Origin of the sequence: Kitasatospora sp. NPDC056531 (genome assembly GCF_042794375.1) — a bacterium.
Classification (GTDB): Bacteria; Actinomycetota; Actinomycetes; order Streptomycetales; family Streptomycetaceae; genus Kitasatospora.
The window spans coordinates 57,696-75,153 of record NZ_JBHTTU010000033.1 but is presented as its reverse complement, the minus strand read 5'-3'; the positions used below and the strand labels follow the sequence as shown (position 1 = coordinate 75,153).

The 17,458-nt window shown below is 71.1% G+C and carries 16 protein-coding genes; 13 read left to right on the top strand and 3 right to left on the bottom strand.

The window, feature by feature from the left end; genetic code table 11:
* Positions 1 to 152: 152 nt before the first annotated feature.
* Both ACFQ87_RS25610 and ACFQ87_RS25605 read right to left on the bottom strand, forming a co-directional pair.
* A complete protein-coding gene (locus tag ACFQ87_RS25610; protein ID WP_380613142.1) occupies positions 153 to 1,625 on the bottom strand; it encodes an MFS transporter in 1,473 nt (490 codons plus the stop codon).
* A gap of 40 nt (positions 1,626 to 1,665) precedes the next feature.
* Positions 1,666 to 2,082: an SRPBCC family protein gene (locus tag ACFQ87_RS25605; protein WP_380613141.1), complete on the bottom strand. Its 417-nt coding sequence runs from the start codon at positions 2,080 to 2,082 to the stop codon at positions 1,666 to 1,668.
* A 350-nt stretch (positions 2,083 to 2,432) separates the two neighbouring features.
* Between ACFQ87_RS25605 and ACFQ87_RS25600 the strand changes: the two genes are divergently transcribed.
* The 11 genes from ACFQ87_RS25600 (at position 2,433) to ACFQ87_RS25550 (ending at position 13,890) form a co-directional block, all read left to right on the top strand.
* Positions 2,433 to 3,251: a hypothetical protein gene (locus ACFQ87_RS25600; protein WP_380613140.1), complete on the top strand. Its 819-nt coding sequence runs from the start codon at positions 2,433 to 2,435 to the stop codon at positions 3,249 to 3,251.
* Positions 3,248 to 4,657: a cytochrome P450 gene (locus ACFQ87_RS25595; RefSeq protein ID WP_380613139.1), complete on the top strand. Its 1,410-nt coding sequence runs from the start codon at positions 3,248 to 3,250 to the stop codon at positions 4,655 to 4,657. The genes ACFQ87_RS25600 and ACFQ87_RS25595 overlap by 4 nt, the downstream gene beginning before the upstream one ends.
* Before the next feature lie 41 nt (positions 4,658 to 4,698).
* On the top strand, positions 4,699 to 6,102 hold the full coding sequence (locus tag ACFQ87_RS25590) for a coproporphyrinogen-III oxidase family protein (RefSeq protein WP_380613138.1): 1,404 nt from the start codon (positions 4,699 to 4,701) through the stop codon (positions 6,100 to 6,102).
* A 40-nt stretch (positions 6,103 to 6,142) separates the two neighbouring features.
* Complete coding sequence (locus tag ACFQ87_RS25585) at positions 6,143 to 6,682, top strand: SRPBCC family protein (protein ID WP_380613137.1); 540 nt, start codon at positions 6,143 to 6,145, stop codon at positions 6,680 to 6,682.
* Positions 6,683 to 6,687: 5 nt separating this feature from the next.
* On the top strand, positions 6,688 to 7,155 hold the full coding sequence (locus ACFQ87_RS25580) for an SRPBCC family protein (protein ID WP_380613136.1): 468 nt from the start codon (positions 6,688 to 6,690) through the stop codon (positions 7,153 to 7,155).
* A complete protein-coding gene (locus ACFQ87_RS25575) occupies positions 7,142 to 7,696 on the top strand; it encodes an SRPBCC family protein (protein ID WP_380613135.1) in 555 nt (184 codons plus the stop codon). The genes ACFQ87_RS25580 and ACFQ87_RS25575 overlap by 14 nt, the downstream gene beginning before the upstream one ends.
* The gene (locus ACFQ87_RS25570) at positions 7,693 to 8,934 is read left to right on the top strand and encodes an NAD(P)/FAD-dependent oxidoreductase (protein ID WP_380613134.1); all 1,242 of its coding nucleotides are present in this window, start codon (positions 7,693 to 7,695) and stop codon (positions 8,932 to 8,934) included. The genes ACFQ87_RS25575 and ACFQ87_RS25570 overlap by 4 nt, the downstream gene beginning before the upstream one ends.
* A gap of 59 nt (positions 8,935 to 8,993) precedes the next feature.
* Positions 8,994 to 9,389 carry a hypothetical protein gene (locus tag ACFQ87_RS25565; RefSeq protein ID WP_380613133.1) on the top strand — a complete coding sequence of 132 codons (396 nt, stop codon included), beginning with the start codon at positions 8,994 to 8,996 and terminating at the stop codon, positions 9,387 to 9,389.
* 124 nt (positions 9,390 to 9,513) lie between these two features.
* Positions 9,514 to 10,707: a methionine adenosyltransferase gene (metK, locus tag ACFQ87_RS25560; RefSeq protein ID WP_380613132.1), complete on the top strand. Its 1,194-nt coding sequence runs from the start codon at positions 9,514 to 9,516 to the stop codon at positions 10,705 to 10,707.
* A 127-nt stretch (positions 10,708 to 10,834) separates the two neighbouring features.
* Positions 10,835 to 12,193: an IS607 family element RNA-guided endonuclease TnpB gene (tnpB, locus tag ACFQ87_RS25555; RefSeq protein WP_380613131.1), complete on the top strand. Its 1,359-nt coding sequence runs from the start codon at positions 10,835 to 10,837 to the stop codon at positions 12,191 to 12,193.
* A 152-nt stretch (positions 12,194 to 12,345) separates the two neighbouring features.
* Positions 12,346 to 13,890, top strand: a complete 1,545-nt coding sequence (locus tag ACFQ87_RS25550) for an acyl-CoA carboxylase subunit beta (RefSeq protein WP_380613163.1) — start codon at positions 12,346 to 12,348, stop codon at positions 13,888 to 13,890.
* 62 nt (positions 13,891 to 13,952) lie between these two features.
* Here the strand turns inward: ACFQ87_RS25550 and ACFQ87_RS25545 are convergent, their stop codons facing one another.
* Complete coding sequence (locus ACFQ87_RS25545) at positions 13,953 to 14,756, bottom strand: BTAD domain-containing putative transcriptional regulator (RefSeq protein WP_380613130.1); 804 nt, start codon at positions 14,754 to 14,756, stop codon at positions 13,953 to 13,955.
* A 360-nt stretch (positions 14,757 to 15,116) separates the two neighbouring features.
* Between ACFQ87_RS25545 and ACFQ87_RS25540 the strand changes: the two genes are divergently transcribed.
* Positions 15,117 to 15,269 (top strand): hypothetical protein, encoded by a 153-nt coding sequence (locus ACFQ87_RS25540; protein ID WP_380613129.1) that lies wholly within the window; start codon positions 15,117 to 15,119, stop codon positions 15,267 to 15,269.
* Between the two features lie 10 nt (positions 15,270 to 15,279).
* The gene (locus tag ACFQ87_RS25535) at positions 15,280 to 17,343 is read left to right on the top strand and encodes a TOMM precursor leader peptide-binding protein (RefSeq protein WP_380613128.1); all 2,064 of its coding nucleotides are present in this window, start codon (positions 15,280 to 15,282) and stop codon (positions 17,341 to 17,343) included.
* Positions 17,344 to 17,458: the final 115 nt, after the last annotated feature.

Sequence of the window (17,458 nt, the reverse complement as noted above, 5' to 3'; positions counted from 1 at the left end):
GGGGAATGGTTGGAGGGGGGGGGGTGAACGGGGACGAGGGGCTTAAAAAACCGGGTGCAAAACACCCCGGTCCACCAACCAAAAAAACCCCCACACTGCGGTCGGACCGCGGTGGGGCGCTCTGGGTTCGACGTCCGGTCAGTTCCGTTCCGTCAGTTCTTCGCGGGCTTGCGCAGTCCGACCAGGGCGATCAGCGCGCCGGCCACGGCCAGGGCGGCCGCGGTGGCCATGCCCCAGCGGTCCCCGGCCAGCAGCGCGTGGGTGTCCGGGTGCCCCGAACCGGCCAGGTGGTGCGCCCGGGAGGTGGCCACCGTGGAGATCACGGCCAGGCCGATCGCCCCGCCGATCTGCTCGCAGGTGCTCAGCAGGCCGCCGGCGGCGCCCTGGTCCTGGTCGGCGACACCCTCGGTGGCGGCCAGGTTGATCATCACGATCGCCACCACGCCGCTGAAGTTCACCACCACCGTGCAGGCCGACACGAACGGCTGGGTGCCGCTGGTCGGCAGGGTGGCCAGCACCCCGGTGGCGGCGGCCTGGAACAGCGCGCCGATGATCAGCACCCGGGTGGCGCCGAACTTCCGGGCCAGCGGCTCGGAGGAGGCGCCGGCCGCCAGCCCCGCGACCCCGGCGGCCGCGAAGGTCAGGCCGGCACGCAGCGGGGAGAAGTTCATCACGTCCTGCAGGAACAGGGTGACGGTGTAGACCAGCCCGAAGAACGAGCCCATCATCAGCACATTGGCCAGGTTGGCCACCACCAGCCGGCGCAGCTTCAGCAGGCCGAGCGGCAACACCGGTTCGGCGCTGCGCACTTCGACCGCGGCGAAGGCCAGTCCGCCGACCGCGGCCAGCGCCAGCGCGCCCAGCACCCGGGTGGAGGTCCAGCCCGTCACGCTGCTCTCGGAGAGTGCGAAGACCAGGGCCACCACCGAACCGGTGATCAGGACGGCGCCGGGCAGGTCCATCCGGCGCGGCCGGCGGCCGTCCCGGCCGGGGCCGAGCAGTCGGGCGGTGAGCACGGCGAGGACGGCGCCGATCGGCACGTTCATCCAGAACACCCAGGACCAGTTCAGGTACTGGGTGATGATGCCGCCGCCGACCACCCCGGAGACGAAGCCCGCGCCGAGCACCGCGCCCCAGGCGCCCATCGCCTGCTGGCGCTCCTTCTCGCCGGTGAAGGTGGTGGTCAGGGTGGCCAGCGCGGCCGGGGTGACGGCCGCCGCGCACAGGCCCTGGACGGCCCGCAGGGCGACCAACTGTCCGGGCGAGCCGGCGAGTCCGGCCAGCACCGAGGCGGCGGTGAAGCCGGTGAGGCCGAGCACCAGCAGGCGCCGGCGCCCGTAGAGGTCGGCGAGCCGTCCGCCGACGATCAGGAAGCCGCCGAAGGCGAGGACGTACGCGGTGACCACCCAGACCAGGTCCCCGGCGCGGAAGCCGAGGTCGCCCTGGATCGCGGGCAGTGAGACGTTCACGATGGAGAAGTCCAGCGACATCATGAATTCGCTGAGGCAGAGCAGGAGCAGGACTATCCCGTTGGCGGCCCGGTGGCCTGGGCCGGCGGCCGCGGCGGGCGACGGCGCCCCGGGAGGCGCCGTCTCCGTGGAAGTCCTGGACTCGATGATGGACACGTGCGCCTCCTGGGGTGGAAGGGGTTGTCGGCTCAGGCCGTCAGGCCGCGGCGATCTCCGCGAGACGGGCGACGGTGGCCGGGATGTCGGCGGTGACCGCGGGGCCGACGTGCGGGGCGGCCTCGGCGGCGGCCGGGCCGGTGATCTCGACCCGGTGGGTGATCTTGGTACGGCCGTCCTCCTGCGCCTCCAGGATGTGGATGAAGTGCAGGACCAGGCCGTTGACCACGGTCTCGTCGGTGAAGCGCTTGTTGGGCTCGGCCTCGATCAGGGTGAACGGGAAGCCGTCCTGGCCCTTGGGCTTCAGGTGGCCCTTGGTGCCCACCTCGAACGGGCCGTGCAGCTCGATCGCGTCCAGGCCCTGGTCCCAGCTCTCCCACTTGGTGGTGTCGCTGTAGAGGGCCCAGACCGCCTCAGGAGTGGTGTCGGCGATCACGCTGTGCTCGTACTCCCACATGGGGGAAGTCCTTTCGTCGGTGATAAGGGATTCGCATCGATGATTCGCATCGATCCGGCAATTGTTGCCCGGCAATTCTTCACCGGCTTTTGCGGCAACCCCTCGAATTTCGCTTGAACGCCACTTGAGCGCCTTTGCCGGCGACTTCGGTATGCGGGCATATCGACTGCTCAGAGGCGGTAAGCGCGCCGACTCGCCGTCGGTATGCAGCGGCCCGCTAGGGCTTGACCGGAGCGCTGCATGGTTTTGGGGATGGTCCGCTCGAATTCCAGTGCGGAGTATGGGGGTTGTTCGGCGTCGACCGCCGAGAAATCCGAACGGCGCCATCCAGTGGAGCGAGGTCAGTTGCGATGAAACGGCGTCACCTGTTCGAGTTCGAGGATCTGTCCTGGTTCCCCGCGGTGCTGCGGAACCCGATCACCGACCTGCTGCGCGAGGCCATCGTGCTGCGCGGCGACGTCTACGCGCCGGTGGTGCCGTTGCTGGCCAAGCTGGTCCGTGAGCACGACATCTCCCGGATCGTCGACCTGTGCTCCGGCGGCTCCGGCCCCTGGACGGTGCTGAAGGGCCGGCTGGCCGAGGAGGACGCCGACGTCGAGCTGGTCCTCACCGACAAGTACCCCAACCGGGAGGCGCTGGCCGCGGCGGTCCGCACGATCGGCGACGGCCGCACCCGCTTCGAGGCGCAGTCCGTCGACGCGACGGCCGTGCCCGAGCGGCTGTCCGGACTGCGCACCCTGTTCACCGGCTTCCACCACCTGCGGCCGCACACCGCCCGCCGGGTGCTGAAGGACGCCTACCGGCGGCGCGAGGCCGTCGCCGTGTTCGAGTTCACCGAGCGCCGCTGGGCGCCGATCCTGCTCACCGTCCCGCTCGGCCCGCTGCTGGTCTGGGGCTGGGCGGCCCGGCTGCGGCCGGTCAGCTACAGCCGGCTGTTCTTCAGCTACCTCGTGCCGCTGGTGCCGCTCGCCTTCATGTGGGACGGCATCGCCTCCAACCTGCGCACCTACACCACTGAGGAGCTTCGAGAGATGGTGCACGACCTCGACGCGTCGGACTACTCCTGGGAGGCCGGCGCCCTGAAGCCCGAGGGCCGGGGCGGACCGCCGGTCACCTACCTGATCGGCCGGCCCGTCGGCATCGAGGGCGGGAAGGCGGCGGCCCGATGACCATCGCCCCGGAGCGGCGGGCCGCCGCCCGCCCCGCGAAGACCTGGGAGGTCGCCACCGGCGGCTCCCCGCTCGGTGTGATGCGCGGCTTCTCGAAGAACCCGATCGCCCTGCTCACCGACGTGTTCCAGCAGCACGGCGACGCCGTCAAGGTGCGCTTCCTGGCCAACCAGTACTTCTACTTCCTCTCGGACCCGGACCACATCCGGCACGTGCTGGCCACCAACTCGGCCAACTACAGCAAGGCCCCGCACCCGGCCTTCCTGCTGCTCGGCCGGGTCATGGGCAAGGGCCTGGTGACCAGCGACGGCGACCTGTGGAGCCGTCAGCGCCGGCTGATCCAGCCCGGGTTCACCAAGCAGCGGGTCGCCACCTACGGCGACATGATGACCGGCGCGACGCTGCGGATGCTGGACCGCTGGCGCGAGCGCGGCGCCCGCGGCGACGACGGCCCGGTCAACGTCGACGCCGAGATGATGCAGCTCACCCTGGACATCGTCGGCCAGACGCTGTTCAACATGGACATCATCAACGAGGCCGGCAAGGTCGGCACCGCGTTCAGCGAGGTCAGCGAGCAGTTCGCCAAGCTGCTCGGCAACCCGTTCGGCCCGCTGATGGTCAACATGCCGTTCCTGCCGCTGGTCAAGCGGTTCAACGCCAACGTCGCCGAGCTGGACGAGGTCATCCACGACATCATCGCCAGCCGCCGCGACAACCCCGTCGACACCGGCGACCTGCTCTCCCTGCTGATGGCCGTCACCGACGAGGACGGCGGCCGCGGGATGAGCGACCAGCAGCTGCGCGACGAGGTCATGACCCTGCTGCTGTCCGGCCACGAGACCACCGCCGACGCGCTGACCTGGACCTTCCATCTGCTCGCCGAGCACCCCGAGGTGCTGGAGCGGCTGGAGCACGAGGTCGACACCCAGCTGGCCGGCCGCACCGCCACCGTCGCCGACCTGCCGAACCTGCCGTACACCAAGCAGGTGGTCCAGGAGGCGATGCGGCTCTATCCGCCGATCTACCTGCTGGCCCGCTGGGGCAACGGCCCCGACGAGGTGGGCGGCCTGCCGCTGCCGAAGGACGCCAGCATCACCATCTGCCCCTGGGTCGTGCACCGTCACCCCGACTACTGGAGCGACGCCGAGCGCTTCGACCCGGAGCGGTTCACCCCGGAGAACGTCGCCAAGCAGCACCACTACGCCTACGTCCCGTTCAGCGGCGGCCAACGCCAGTGCCTGGGCGTGCACTTCGCACTGATGGAGGCGCAGCTGCTGCTCACCACCGTGGTGCAGCAGTTCCGGCTGCGCTCCGTGCCGGGCCACCGGGTGGTCGCCGGCCCGGTGATGACCCTCCGCCCCGAGGGCGGCCTGCCGATGTACGCCGAGCCGCGCAGCGCGTCCTGACGAACTCCCCAGCCTGTGAACGTCCGATTGGAGACCCGAGCATGACCGCGCCCGTCACCACCCAGCCGTACCCGCAGAAGTACACCACCCCGTTCATCCTGTATCCGCCGGCGCTCTGGGAGAACCGCTCCGGCCAGGAGTTCCTGCCGCAGCTGGCGCTCGACCAGACCGGCCAGGACTACGTGATGTACCTGTCGATCCCGTTCTGCCGGGTGCGCTGCTACTCCTGCCCGTACTTCGTCGACCAGCTCTCCCCGCACGACCCGCGCAACAAGGAGGCGCGCTTCGTCGACGCGATCGTCGCCGACCTGGAGCGCTGGGCGTCCTACAAGCGCTTCCAGACCGGCAGCCTGCGCGCCATCTACATCGGCGGCGGCACCGGCTCGCTGCTCAAGACCGCGTACCTGAAGCGGATCCTGGACACCATCTTCGCCAACTACCCGGTGGCCAAGGACTACGAGCTCACCCTCGAGGGCAACGCCCGCGACTACACCCCGGACAAGCTGGACTACGTCGCCGACTCGCACATCAACCGGGTCAGCCTCGGCGTGCAGTCCTTCGACGAGAGCATCCTGCGGATCATCGGCTCCCCGCACGCCGCCCAGGAGTCCGTCAAGGCCATCAACGAGCTCTCCTCGCGCGGCTTCAGCAACATCCAGATGGACATGATGTACAACCTGCCCGGCCACCGGCGGGAGACCTGGCAGCGTGACCTGGAGGTGCTGCGCGACCTCGACGTCAAGCACCTGACCACCTACCTGTACCGGATCCACCCCGGCACCCCGCAGGACAAGTTCATCAAGATGGGCAAGGTCGCCCCGCTGGTGGACAAGGAGTCGGAGTACGTCCGCAACATGTACCGCGACCTGGTCGAGGCCACCGAGAACATGGGCTTCCACAACTACATGTTCGACCACTTCTGCCGGCCGGGCTGGGAGAACGTCTACAACGAGTGGACCTTCCTGCGGAACAACGTCGAGATCCTCGGCGTCGGCCCCAGCGCCTACAGCTTCATCAACGACTACCGGGTCGGCGGCCGCAAGGACGTCGAGGGCTACATCGCCGCCGTCAACCGCGGCGAGCACTTCATCTCGGCCGTCTCCTCCCAGCTGAGCCCGCGGGTCCGCAAGGAGCGGTACGTGATGAACATCCTGCAGGCCTTCGCGGTCGACCTGAAGGAGTACGAGTTCCAGTTCGGCTCCAGCTTCCTGGAGGACTTCAAGCCCGAGGTCGAGCGGATCCTCAGCCGCGGCCTGGCCGAGCTCGCCGACGACAAGTTCACGCTCACCCAGCTGGGCCGCGAGTGGCACATGAACGTGATGCTCGAGTTCACCAACCCGGACTTCTGGGGCGAGACCACCGCGCTGGAGCACCCGCACTGGGCCATGAACACCCCGATGGTCGACCTGTTCGCCGGCCGCCGCGAGGACTGGCTCGGCGCCTGAGACCCGACCGAACGCACAACAGCCCAAGGAGCAAGCAGAGATGACCACCGTCAGCCCCACGGCGGGCCTCACCATCGACACCCACCCCGGGTTCGCCCACCGCACCGTGCAGACCCTCGTGATCGAGGCGCCGCTGGACGCCGTCTACGGGGCGCTGTTCGAGGTCCGCGCGTGGCCCCAGTACCTGCCGCACGTGCAGGAGATCGACGTCCGCTACGACGACGGGCGCTACCAGGAGTTCTTCATGACGGTCGCCTCGGAGACCGACGGCTCCCAGCTGCGGGTCCGCTCGATCCGCAACTGCCGCCCCGGGGAGATCGAGTTCTTCCAGCCCGAGCCGCCGGAGTTCCTCAAGCACCACGGCGGGATCTGGCGCTTCACCCAGGCCGCCGGCAACCCGGAGCACACCCACGTCGAGGTCACCCACGTGTGGAACCTCCACGAGGAGGTCGCCCCGCTGGTCTACCCGGCCACCGAGGAGGCGAGCACCGAGGAGCAGGTGAGGACCATGCTGGCCGGCCACTCCAAGCTGGCGCTGGACTCCTGGCGCAAGGTGCTCACCGGCAAGGGCGGGGAGTGACCGCCGTGGCCGCCATCACCGAGAGCGTCGTCATCGACGCCCCGATCGAGGCCGCCTACGGCGCCTTCGCCGACCTGGACCGCTGGCCCGCGATCCTGCCGGACACCCTGGACGTCCAGGTGCTCTACTGCGACGGCTACAACCAGGAGTTCACCATGACGGTGGAGCGCCCCGGCGGCCAGGAGACCGTCCGCGGCGTCCGCTACTGCCGCGCCCCGTACGAGCTGGAGCTGGTGCAGACCACGCCGCCGCCGCTGCTGAAGCGGATGACCGGCCGCTGGACCTTCGCCGAGCAGGACGGCCGCACCACCGTCACCGCCACCCGCGAGTTCGAGCTGCTGGCGCCGCCCTCCGGTGACCCGGCCGCCGCCCCGGTGCCGGACGAGGCCGAGTTCGGCCGCCGGCTCTCCGGCCACCTGCAGCACAACCTGCAGCTGTTCCGCGAGGCGGTCGAGGCCGATGTCGACCGCTGAGCGGGCCGAATCCCGTGAGACAGCCGAACTCGCCGACCGCAGCGACCTGTTGAGCGTCAGCCGGTCGATCGACGCCCCGGTGGCCGAGGTCCGGGCGCTGTTCTGGGACATCGCCTCCTGGCACGCCGTCTGGGACCGGATCACCTCCGTCCGGGTGCACTACGACGACGGCGCGCACCAGGAGTTCGACCTGGAGGTGGAGCGCGACGGCCGGACCGAGTTCGTCCGCACCGTCCGTTTCCTGGCCCCCGGCGGCGACATCGAGTTCTTCAGCCCGACCCCGCCGCCCGGCATGGCCGACCACGTCGGCGCCTGGCGCTTCACCGAGCAGGACGGCGGCTGCCTGGTCACCGCCGAGCGGAACTACGAGCTGCTCCCGGCCCAGCCGGGCGGCAGCCCGTCCGACCCCGCCCACCAGGACTACCGGGACGCCTACCGGCGCCGCTTCGAGGACCGCCTCGGCCGGATCCTGGACAGTTTCGTCAGCCACTTCGAGGCGGGCGCGCAGCCTGCGCCCGCCGCCCTGGGAGCCGCCGCGTGACCACCGATGTGATCGTGATCGGAGCCGGCCCGGCCGGCTCCACCGCGGCGGCGGCCGCGGCCAAGGCGGGCCTGAGCGTCCTGCTGCTGGACCGCGCGATGCAGCCGGCCCCCCACCTGCCCGAGTCGTGGTCGGGCGAGACCCTGCCGCTGCTGCGCGGGCTCGGAGTGGAGGACGTCAAGGAGGCCTTCGGGGCCGCCACCGGCGTGCGCTTCCTCAACGCCACCGGCCGCTTCGGCCTGGAGCTGACGCTGTCCCGGGCGGCCGGCTGCGACCTGCCGGCCGTGGTCCGGCTGGACCGCTCCAAGTTCGACAAGATCCTGGTGGACAACGCGATCCGCCAGGGCGCGAGCTACCGCCCGCTGCACACCGTCACCGACGTCGAGTTCGCGGCCGACGGCAGCGGTGTCAAGCTCACCGCGGCCACCCCGGCCGGGATCGCCGAGCTCTCCGCCCGGTACGTCATCGACGCCAGCGGCAAGTCCGCCCTGGTCTCCCGGGCGCTCGGCACCCGGGAGGAGCCCGAGCAGCAACTCGACCCGCGCGAGGCGGTGTTCAGCCACTTCAAGCCCGAGCGCGAGCACGAGCTGGCGGTCGAGGGCACGATGACCATCATCGGCATCACCCACGGCTACGTGTTCGTGATCCCGATGGGCGGCGGCCGGGTCGGCGTCGGCGTGGTGGTCGGCGACGAGCACGCCCAGCGCTACGGCGGCGACATCGAGTCGCTGTTCTGGGCCGAGGTCGACGAGGCCGCGCCGCTGCAGACCCTGCTGGCCGGCGCCGACCAGCTGCTGCCGGTGCTGCCCGCGCTCAACCGGCGCTTCCGCGCCACCGTGCTGGCGGGGGAGTCGTACGCGATCGCCGGCGACGCCGCCGCCTTCCTGGACCCGTTCTTCTGCAGCGGCATCGACATCGCCGTCCAGGCCGGGCTGTTCGCCGGCCAGGCGGCCGTCGACACCCTGGCCGCCCCGGGCCCCGAGGAGCGCTCCGCGGCGGCCGCCCGCTACCAGGAGAAGGCCGGCGAGCTGATCAAGGGCGCGGACGCGGCCGGAGACGCCACCTTCGCGGACGGCGCCCACCAGCAGCTGCTGATCGGCCTCGCCGACCCGCACCTGCCCACCGTGCTGCCGCTGGCCGCCCTGCTGCAGAGCACCCTGCGGGGCAGCGCCGAGGAGCCGCCCGGCTCGCCGCGCGAGCTGATCGGCGGCGTCCGCGAGCAGTTCAGCCTGCTCTGACCGGCCGCCCCGCATCACGAGAGAGAGCACGAGAGCACGAGAGAGCGAGGACAACCGCAATGATCCCCGTGACCGGAGGCATCGACATCAGGGGCGACCTCGCCACGGTCGGCGCCTACCTCAAGCACATGCCCAACCTGACCGAGTGGACCACCTTCTTCCAGGCGGTCGACGGCGAGAAGGACGGCAGGTTCCAGGTGCAGTCCGTGATGGGCCCGATCGAGACCTGGATCACCGCCACCGAGAGCGCCGGCGCCCGCCGCTACGTCATCCACTCGCTGATCCGCGGCCAGGAGGAGGAGGCCGAGCTCGACCTCCAGGAGCACGACGAGCACGTGGCCGTGCGCTTCACCGTCAACCTGCCGCCCCACGTCGACGAGGACGTGGTGGTCGGGCAGCGCAACGAGATGGCCGAGGAACTCGTCCAGCTCAAGCGGCTGCTCGAAGCGAGCTGACCGCCCCGCTCGGTCCCCGCCGCCCCACCGGCGGGGACCGGCCGCCGTTTCCCCGTCCGCCCGCCTGTCCGTCCGTCCGCCTGTCCGCCTGTCCGTCCACGTTGCCCACCCTTACGGAGCACCCATGGCCCGCCGCCTGTTCACCTCCGAGTCCGTGACCGAAGGCCACCCCGACAAGATCGCCGACCAGATCAGCGACGCCATCCTGGACGCGCTGCTCACCCAGGACCCGGGCAGCCGGGTCGCGGTCGAGACGCTGATCACCACCGGTCAGGTGCACATCGCCGGGGAGGTCGCGACCTCCGGCTACGCCGACATCGCCGCGATCGTCCGGCGCACCGTCCTGGAGATCGGCTACGACAGTTCGCAGAAGGGCTTCGACGGAGCCTCCTGCGGCGTCTCCGTCTCCATCGGCTCGCAGTCCCCGGACATCGCCCAGGGCGTCGACGCCGCCTACGAGTCCCGGGTCGAGGGCGCCGAGGACGAGCTCGACAAGCAGGGCGCCGGCGACCAGGGCCTGATGTTCGGCTACGCCTGCGACGACACCCCCGAGCTGATGCCGCTGCCGATCGCCCTGGCGCACCGGCTGTCCAAGCGCCTGTCCGAGGTCCGCAAGAACGGGACCATCCCGTACCTGCGCCCCGACGGCAAGACCCAGGTCACCATCGAGTACGACGGCGACCGCGCCGTGCGCCTGGACACCGTGGTGGTCTCCTCGCAGCACGCCGCCGACATCAGCCTGGAGGGCCTGCTCGCCCCCGACATCCGCGAGTACGTGGTCGAGCCCGAGCTCGCCGCGCTCGGCATCGACACCAGCGACTACCGGCTGCTGGTCAACCCGACCGGCCGCTTCGAGGTCGGCGGCCCGATGGGCGACGCCGGCCTGACCGGCCGCAAGATCATCGTGGACACCTACGGTGGCATGGCCCGCCACGGCGGTGGCGCCTTCTCCGGCAAGGACCCGTCCAAGGTGGACCGCTCGGCCGCCTACGCGATGCGCTGGGTCGCCAAGAACATCGTCGCCGCGGGCCTGGCCCGCCGCGCCGAGGTGCAGGTCGCGTACGCGATCGGCAAGGCCGAGCCGGTCGGCCTGTTCGTCGAGACCTTCGGCACCGAGACCGTGCCGGTGCTGACCATCCAGGAGGCCGTCACCAAGGTCTTCGACCTGCGCCCGGCCGCCATCATCCGCGACCTGGACCTGCTGCGGCCCATCTACGCCCAGACCGCCGCCTACGGCCACTTCGGCCGCGAGTCGCAGGACCTGACCTGGGAGCGCACCGACCGGGCGGCGGAGCTGCGCGCGGCCGCCGGGCTCTGAGGCCCGGCTCCGCACCGACGCCGGCCGAAGTACAAGAGGGGTAGCCAACTGTTGTCAGTTTCATCAGCATTCCTCAACAATCCGGGCTTTTCGCCTGATTGTCGGTGGCGGCCGGTACGGTCGCCTGGTGATCGTGACGCAGGCGTACCGCTTCGCGCTCGACCCGACGGAGCGTCAGGTCGTCGCGCTGTTGCGGCATGCCGGGGCGGCGCGGGTGGCCTACAACTGGGCGCTGGCGCGGGTGAAGGCGAACCTGTCCCAGCGGGAGGCGGAGAGGTCCTACGGCATCGAGGACCTCACGCCCTCGTTCGGTTGGTCGATGTACTCGATGCGCAAGGCGTGGAACCAGGCCAAGGACGACGTCGCGCCGTGGTGGGCCCAGTGCTCCAAGGAGGCCTACGCCACCGGCTTGGAGCAGCTCGCCACGGGGCTGAGGAACTGGTCCGACTCCAGGAAGGGCAGGCGCAGGGGCCGTCCGATGGGCTTCCCGCGCTTCAAGTCGAAGAACAAGGCCGTCAAGTCCTGCCGGTTCACCACCGGCGCCATCCGCCTGGACGGGCGCACGCACGTCGTGCTGCCCGTTCTCGGCCGGATCAAGACCCACGAGTCCACCCGCAAGCTGGCCCGCAGGATCGACAACGGCACCGCGAGGATCACGTCCGCGACCGTGCGCCTGGACGCCGGACGCTGGTACGTCTCCTTCTCGGTCGAGGTCGAGCGGCCCGATGTGGCGCCGAGGCGGCCGGACGCGGTGGTCGGCGTCGATCTCGGCGTGAAGACCCTCGCGGTCTTCTCCGACGGCCGACCCCCGGCCCAGAATCCGAAACACTACGACCACGCCCTCAGGAAACTCCGCCGTCTGTCCCGCACCGTCTCCCGGCGCACCGGTCCCGACCGCCGCACCGGCGCGCAGCCCTCGAAGCGATGGCTGCGCGCCAACGAGCAGCGCAACAAGGTCCACCACCGCATCGCGAACCTGCGCCGCGACGGCATCCACAAACTCACCACCGACCTTGCCCGCGAGTACGGCACGATCGTGGTCGAAGACCTCAACGTCGCCGGCATGGTGAGGAACCGCAATCTCGCCCGGGCCGTGTCAGACGCCGGATTCGGCGAGATCCGCCGCCAACTCGCCTACAAAACCGTGTGGAACGGCGGCCGGCTCGAAGTCGCCGACCGCTGGTTCCCCAGCTCCAAGACGTGCTCCCACTGCCAGGCGGTGAAACCCAAGCTGCCTCTGCGGGTCCGTACCTTCAGCTGCGAAAACTGCGGGCTGGCCATCGACCGCGATGAGAACGCCGCACTCAACCTCGCTTCCCTCGTGAAGCGCCACGTCGCCGGGAGTGGCCCGGAGACACGAAACGGACGTGGAGCCGACCGTAAGACGGGGCCTGGTCCCGCCGGTGGCCGTGAAGCGTCTACCTCGCACCGGCCCTCCAGGCCGGGTCAGACGAGGACCTTTGCCCCGCAATGGGCAAATCCCTGAGATTCACTAATCTCTCAAGGAACGGAAGTACGTTGACCACCATCCAGAGCAGACTCGCCGATCGTCTCGGCACCGTCGTCGGCAGCCCGACCCCGCCGCCCGCCGCGGTCCGGGCCCCGGTGCACCCCCGGACCACGGCGGTCGGGCCGCAGCTGCGCTCCGCCGTGGAGCAGTTGGCCGCCAAGCACCGGGAGGCCTACGACGGCCCGAGCGTGGACGCCACCGAACGCCAGCGCGCCCGCGGCAAGTTGACCGTCCGGGAGCGGCTGGACGTGCTGTTCGACGAGGGCACCTTCGTCGAGCTGGAACCGCTGCGCCGCCACCGCGCCTCGGGCCTCGGCCTGGAGGACCGCAAGCCGTACACCGACGGCGTGGTGGTCGGCTGGGGCGAGGTGCACGGCCGGACGGTGTTCACCTACGCGCACGACTTCCGGATCTTCGGCGGCGCGCTGGGCGAGGCCCACGCGCAGAAGATCCACAAGATCATGGACATGGCCCTGGCCGCCGGTGCGCCGCTGGTGTCGCTGAACGACGGCGCCGGCGCCCGGATCCAGGAGGGCGTCACGGCCCTCGCCGGCTACGGTGGCATCTTCCAGCGCAACACCAAGGCCTCCGGCGTGATCCCGCAGATCTCGGTGATGCTCGGCCCGTGCGCCGGTGGCGCCGCGTACTCGCCGGCGCTGACCGACTTCGTGTTCATGGTCCGCGAGACCTCGCAGATGTTCATCACCGGCCCGGACGTGGTCCAGGCGGTGACCGGCGAGAAGATCAGCCAGAACGGCCTGGGCGGCGCCGACGTGCACGCCGAGGTCTCCGGGGTGGCGCACTTCGCCTACGACGACGAGCGGACCTGCCTGGAGGAGGTCCGCTACCTGCTCTCGCTGCTGCCGCAGAACAACATGGAGATGCCGCCGGTCGAGCCCACCGGCGACCCGGCCGACCGCCGCTGCGAGGAGCTGCTCGACCTGGTGCCGGTCAACGGCAACCAGCCGTACGACATGCGCGAGGTGGTCGCGGCGATCGCCGACGACGGCGAGTACCTGGAGCTCCAGGAGCGCTGGGCGAACAGCGTGATCTGCGCGCTGACCAGGCTGAACGGCTCGGTGGTCGGCATCGTCGCCAACCAGCCGCAGTCGCTGGCCGGGGTGCTGGACATCCACTCCTCGGAGAAGGCCGCGCGCTTCGTCCAGCTCTGCGACGCCTTCAACATCCCGCTGGTCACCATGCTGGACGTGCCCGGCTTCCTGCCCGGCGTCGACCAGGAGCACGGCGGCATCATCCGGCACGGCGCCAAACTGCTGTACGCGTACTGCAACGCCACCGTGCCGCGGATCCAGCTGATCCTGCGCAAGGCCTACGGCGGCGCCTACATCGTGATGGACTCCCGCTCGGTGGGCGCCGACCTGTCCTTCGCCTGGCCCACCAACGAGATCGCGGTGATGGGCGCGGAGGGCGCGGTGAGCGTGATCTTCCGCCGGGAGATCGCCGGCTCCACCGACCCGGTGACCACCCGGGACCTGCTGATCCAGGAGTACCGCGAGGAGCTGATGCACCCGTACTACGCGGCCGAACGCGGCCTGGTGGACGACGTCATCGACCCGGCGGAGACCCGCCGGATACTGATCCGCTCGCTGGCGGTGCTCCGCTCCAAGCACGCGGAGCTGCCCCGCCGCAAGCACGGCAACCAGCCGGTCTAGCCGCCCACCCCCCGGAACCGACGACCGCTGCCGGAGCCCCCTCGGCAGCGGTCGTCACCGTGTCACAGCCGGGCGAGGTCCGGCTGCCGCTCCACGACGTCCAGTTGGGGATCGGCGTTGAGCATCGCGTGGTGCAGCCGCTGCAGCTTGGGAGAGGGCTCCAGACCGATCGACTCGACCAGCGTGCCGTGCAGCCGCCGGTAGACGTCCAGCGCGTTGGAGGCCCGCCCGCAGCGGTAGAGCGCCAGCATGTAGTGCGCGTGCAGGTTCTGGTGCATCGGGTGGCGGGCCGTCAGCGAGGCCAGCTCGCCGATCAGGCTGGCGTGCCGGCCCAGGCCCAGGTCGGCGCTGATCCGGTCGTCGACGGTGCTCAGCCGGTTCTCCTCCAGCTGGATGGCCTCGATCGAGAGGATCTCGCCGAGCTGCAGGTCGGCCATGGCCGGCCCGCGCCACAGGTCGAGCGCGGCGCGCAGCTGGATCGCCGCGGTCGCGCAGTCGCCGGCCCGCAGCGCCGACTGGCCGGCCTCCCGCAGCCGGTCGAACCGGGCCGCGTCGGTCTGCTCGACGGGGACGTCGAGCAGGTAGCCGTTGTACTGGGTGCGCAGCAGCGTCTTGGGGCAGGTGCCGTCCGGCGCGAGTCCCTTGGCCAGCATGCGGCGCAGCTGCAGGATGTAGGTCTGCAGGGTGGTGGCCGCGCTGCGCGGCGGATCGTACGACCACAGCTCGTGGAAGAGCGTCTCCACCGGCACCTTGGTGCCGGATCGGAGGGCGAGCAGGGCGAGAACCTGTCTAGGCTTCCCCGCGCTCGGCACCACCGACGTCCGTCCGAGCCTGGCGGTCAGTGGGCCCAGGATGCCGATCTCCACCGGAGTCTCCCTTCGTGCCTCGTGCTCCGTGCTGCGTTGCGAAGGCGCTGGTCTCGCGAAGGCTTTGCGTCGCGAACTCGCTGCTCACGAAGGCCTTCGGACCTCGTGGACCCCAGGAGCGGGGATGCGCCTCGCAGCGTCTTCACCTTGGCACCCGGGGCGGTCCGGAACCCAGTGCCGGCCTCACCGATCGAGGGTGACTCGAGAACGGGCCGAGGCATGAGGATTTCACGGTCGATCGATGAGCGCGGCACTGTCCCGCGCTCCGGTCGCCAGCCCAGAATCCTGGTGCCGCTCCGGGAAGGCCCGCAGCGGAGCCCAACGAGATCTGACGGCCCTTCACGACACCTGGGGGAGAACGTGTTCGGAACTGCCCTTCTCGACTCGCTGGACCTGATCGACCTGATGTCCTCGGCCGGGGACCACGACCTGGACCTGGCGATCGTGGACCTCGACCACCCCGCCGCCGGGCGTGCCGACCTGTGCGTCTGCTTCTCGACCGACGGCCTGTAGGGGTTCTCCGGTGACCCGCAGAGCCGACTCGACCGCCGCACCCGCCGCCGACCACCGCCTGATCGGCTTCCGCAGCCATCTGCGCACCGAAGTGGTGCCCGGCGACGCGGCCTACCTGGTCTCCGACCAGGGTGTGACCGCCCTGCAAGGGGAGGGCATCGAACGGCTGGTGCCGCTGCTCGACGGCACCCGCGACCTCGCCGGCGTGCTGCGGGACGCCGCGCCCGGGCTCCCGGACGGCCGGGCGCGGCAGCTGATCGCCCGGCTCGCCCGGGCCGGGCTGATCGGCTACCACGACGAGACCACCGCCGAGCCGGCCCGCCGCTCGGCGCGGGCCTACTGGGAACTGGCCGGCCTGGACGGCGCCGCCGCGCTCGGCCGGGTCGAGGTGGGCGCGGCGGTGTTGGCGGTCGGCGGCGCCGATGCGGGGGAGGTCGAGCAGGCCTGCCGGAACAACGGCCTGTCGGTCTCCGCCGCGGCCGGCGCCGGCGAGCTGTCGGTGGTGGTCTGCACCGACTACCTCGACCCGGCCCTGCGGGAGATCGACGCCGCCCACCGGGCCGCCGGGCGGGCCTGGCTGGCGGTCAAGCCCGGCGGCTCCAGCCCCTGGGTGGGCCCGGTGTTCGGCGAGGCCGACGGCCCGTGCTGGACCTGCCTGGCGCACCGGCTGCGCGCCCACCGGCGCTCCGAGGTGCCGGTGCAGCGGGCGCTGGGCCTGGCCGGCCCGGTGGCCCGGCCGGACACCTCGGTGCCCGCCGTCCGGGCGCTCGGCGCGCAGCTCGCCGCCCTGGAGGCGGCCAAGTGGCTGGCCGGCTACCGGCACCCGGGCCAGCGGGAGATCCGGGTGCTGGACAGCCTCGACCTGGGCGTCCAGGGCCACCGGGTGAGCCGCCGCCCGCAGTGCCCCGAGTGCGGCGACCCGGGCCTGATGGCCGCCCAACTGGCCCGCCCGGTCGTGCCGGTGGCCCGTCCGAAGGCGGACGGCGCCGACTGCCACCGCGCCGAGACGCCGGAGCAGGTGTACGAGCGCTACGGCCACCTGGTGAGCCCGGTGACCGGTGTGATCGCCGAGATCCGCCGGGACCCGCGCGCCCCGGTCCGGATCAACTGCTACGTCTCCGGCCGCAACCCGGTGGCCGGCTCCGCCGACCTCGCCCAACTGCGCGCCGGGCTGCGGCAGATGAGCGGGGGCAAGGGCGCAACCCCGCTGGAGGCGAAGGTCAGCGCGATGTGCGAGGCGCTGGAGCGGCACTGCGGCGCGCTGCACGGCGACGAGACCCGGATCCGTGGCAGCTACCGGGAGTTGGCGGCGGAGGCGGTCCACCCGGACGACTGCCAGCTGTTCGACCCGCGCCAGTACGCGGACCGGGAGCGCTGGAACGAGCGGCACTCCGTCTTCCAGTACGTGCCCGCGCCCTTCGACGAGACCGAGCAGGTGGACTGGACCCCGGTCTGGTCGCTGGCCGACGGCCGCCGGCGCCTGCTGCCCACCGGAATGCTCTACTACAGCTGCGCGGTCGGCCCGGTGGCCCCACCCGCCGGCAGCCGGGCGCTGCGCGCCGACTCCAACGGCAACGCGGCGGGCAGCAGCCTGGAGGACGCGATCGTGCACGGCTTCCTCGAACTCGTCGAACGGGACGCGGTCGCACTCTGGTGGTACAACCGCACCCGCCAACCGGCCGTCCGGATGGAGGAGTTCGGCGACGTCTGGAGCCGGGACGCGATGGAGCTCTACGCCGGCCTCAACCGCGAGGTGTGGGCCCTGGACCTCACCTCCGACCTCGGCATCCCGGTCTTCGCCGTGCTCTCCCGCCGCACCGACAAGCCCGCCGAGGACGTCATGTTCGGCTTCGGCGCGCACTTCGACGCCCGGATCGCCCTGCGGCGGGCCCTGACCGAGATGGGCCAGCTACTGCCGGCCGCCCTCGGCGCGGCCCCCGACGGCACCGGCTACGACCTGGACGACCCCGAGCTGCTCTCCTGGTGGCGCGCGGCGACCGCGCGCAACCAGCCCTACCTGCTGCCCGATCCGGATCGGGCGGCGGGGGGGGGGGGGGGGAGGAGAGGACAGTGATAGGGGAGGGGTTCTGAAGGTTGGCGAAGAACAGCAGTTTGCTGCCGGGGGCGATCGGGAGGGCGAGCACCGAGACGACCAGCAGCACGCCGACACGTCACCGGCACTTGGGATT

Coding starts and splice junctions, on each gene's coding strand:
- ACFQ87_RS25605 (WP_380613141.1), bottom strand. CDS start 2,082: ATGTGGGAGTACGAGCACAGCGTGATCGCCGACACCACTCCTGAGGCG.
- ACFQ87_RS25595 (WP_380613139.1), top strand. CDS start 3,248: ATGACCATCGCCCCGGAGCGGCGGGCCGCCGCCCGCCCCGCGAAGACC.
- ACFQ87_RS25590 (WP_380613138.1), top strand. CDS start 4,699: ATGACCGCGCCCGTCACCACCCAGCCGTACCCGCAGAAGTACACCACC.
- metK (WP_380613132.1), top strand. CDS start 9,514: ATGGCCCGCCGCCTGTTCACCTCCGAGTCCGTGACCGAAGGCCACCCC.
- ACFQ87_RS25600 (WP_380613140.1), top strand. CDS start 2,433: ATGAAACGGCGTCACCTGTTCGAGTTCGAGGATCTGTCCTGGTTCCCC.
- ACFQ87_RS25565 (WP_380613133.1), top strand. CDS start 8,994: ATGATCCCCGTGACCGGAGGCATCGACATCAGGGGCGACCTCGCCACG.
- ACFQ87_RS25575 (WP_380613135.1), top strand. CDS start 7,142: ATGTCGACCGCTGAGCGGGCCGAATCCCGTGAGACAGCCGAACTCGCC.
- ACFQ87_RS25585 (WP_380613137.1), top strand. CDS start 6,143: ATGACCACCGTCAGCCCCACGGCGGGCCTCACCATCGACACCCACCCC.